Source organism: Paenibacillus sp. 01T422 (assembly GCF_056398785.1).
Map to the genome: position 1 here is coordinate 1 of NZ_JBFTQB010001050.1, position 1,991 is coordinate 1,991.

3 protein-coding genes are annotated in these 1,991 nt (G+C 42.5%); all 3 read right to left on the reverse strand.

Features of this window, described 5'->3' with window-relative positions; all coding sequences use genetic code 11:
• Positions 1–314 precede the first annotated feature (314 nt).
• A complete protein-coding gene (locus AC1DUA_RS35335) occupies positions 315–911 on the reverse strand; it encodes a class I SAM-dependent methyltransferase (RefSeq protein WP_477504182.1) in 597 nt (198 codons plus the stop codon).
• A 134-nt stretch (positions 912–1,045) separates the two neighbouring features.
• Entirely contained in the window at positions 1,046–1,411 is a 366-nt protein-coding gene (gene rplL / locus AC1DUA_RS35340) for a 50S ribosomal protein L7/L12 (RefSeq protein ID WP_477504183.1), read from the reverse strand.
• Between the two features lie 63 nt (positions 1,412–1,474).
• Positions 1,475–1,981 (reverse strand): 50S ribosomal protein L10, encoded by a 507-nt coding sequence (rplJ, locus tag AC1DUA_RS35345; RefSeq protein ID WP_145669473.1) that lies wholly within the window; start codon positions 1,979–1,981, stop codon positions 1,475–1,477.
• Between the last annotated feature and the right edge of the window lie 10 nt (positions 1,982–1,991).

Here is a 1,991-nt window from a genome sequence, read left to right on the forward strand (position 1 = left end):
CACTCAGGACGCCTCCGTTATTGGAGCCCGTCCGAATTAAGCGACTGTATGGATGAAGAATTTCCCTGTAATCATTAAGACTTTCCAAATATTTCTTCCCATCCTGTTAGAGTTTCCTAAAATTCAAACATTATACGTTATAAGTTCAAATTTTATTCATCTTGGAGGAAAAAAAGACTTGACATTTTTGTTAACTAAAGACATGTGTCCCATCTTAATACTGACATTTTTTAATAATATCACATATGAAAAGTCAAGTCAAACTAATTTCCACGATTGTAAGTTACGAATTGTACTCGCAATGCATTCACGCTCTACTTTGTTGCCTTAAGTATTTTGTATCCCTTATCCTTGGATACCTCAATAACTTCACTGTAGAGAGACTCGAGTTTCTTCATCGCTGAGGGTGCACCTTGTTTCTTCTGAATAACAACCCAAATTGATCCCCCATCAACCAAACAATCATAGGCATCTGTGAAAATGCGATGTACAACTTCCTTGCCGGCACGAATCGGAGGATTAGTGAGCACAACATCAAAACGCTGCTCTTTCACCTGTTCCAAGAGATCGCTCTGTAGTATCGACACATTGACAATCCCATTGCGCCGCGCATTTTCAGTACTCAACTCAACGGCTCGTTCATTAATGTCGACCATTGTCACATGCCCTCTCGGACACATTGTCGCTGCCGCAAGGCCAATCGGGCCATAACCACAACCGACATCAAGCACCTTGGCATCCTCTTTCAGCTGCATCGTTTCAATCAAGTGCTTACTTCCATAATCCACACCTTTTTTCGAAAAGACGCCAGCATCCGTCAGGAATGTGTACTTTCTGCCACGCAGTTCCTCTTGCGCCACATTGACATCATGCTTAACCGTAGGACGCTGCGTATAATAATGCTCTGACACGTTAAGATTCCCTCCTCATTTTTACCAATAGGAAAATCAAATAACTGCGAGCGTTCCTAAGGCTTTCCTAAGGGTAAAAGCTTAGGTAAAAAAACCTCTTGAAGGCAAGCTTCAAGAGGTTTCCTGAAAAGAGATTACTTAACTTCTACAGATGCGCCAGCTTCAGTAAGCTTAGTTTTAACAGCTTCTGCTTCTTCTGCGCTAATTTTTTCTTTTACTGCTTTTGGAGCGCCGTCAACTAGGTCTTTCGCTTCTTTCAGGCCAAGACCTGTGATTTCGCGAACTACTTTAATTACGTTGATTTTGGAAGCACCAGCGCCAGTCAAGATAACATCAAACTCAGTTTGAGCTTCTTCAACTGCTACTGCTGCGCCACCGCCAGCTGCTACTGGAGCTGCTGCTGTTACGCCAAACTCTTCTTCGATTGCTTTAACCAGGTCGTTCAATTCCAAGATTGTCATGCCTTTGATTGCTTCTAGGATCGTTGCATTTGTGCTCATGGTTAAACCTCCATTATCATTAATAAATTAGTTTGTTGTTGTAAAACGTTTCGTAAACTGAAATTAAGCTTGACCTTCAGCTTCTTTTTTCTCAGCAACTGCTTTAACAGCAAGTGCAAAGTTACGAACTGGAGCTTGAAGAACGCTAAGCAACATGGAGAGAAGACCATCTCTGGATGGAAGTTCAGCAAGTGCTTTGATTTGATCGTATCCAACTACGCGGCCTTCGACCACGCCACCTTTTACGCTCAATTGATCATTCTTTTTCGCAAATTCAGTCAAAATTTTCGCCGGAGCAACTAGATCGTCTTTGCTGAAAGCAATAGCGGTTGGACCTGTTAGGTACTCATCCAATCCTAGTTCAGCATTTGCCGATGCGCGTCTAGCCAACGAGTTCTTGAGAACTACGAATTCAATACCAGCTTCGCGCAAAGTTTTACGTAGTTGTGTTACTTGAGCTACGTTCAAACCGCGGTAGTCAGCGATGATTGTAGAAGCACTAGCTTTGAACTTTTCAGTTACTTCAGCTACTGCCTGTTCTTTTGCTGCAAGAATTTTCGCGTTTGCCATAGTACACCTC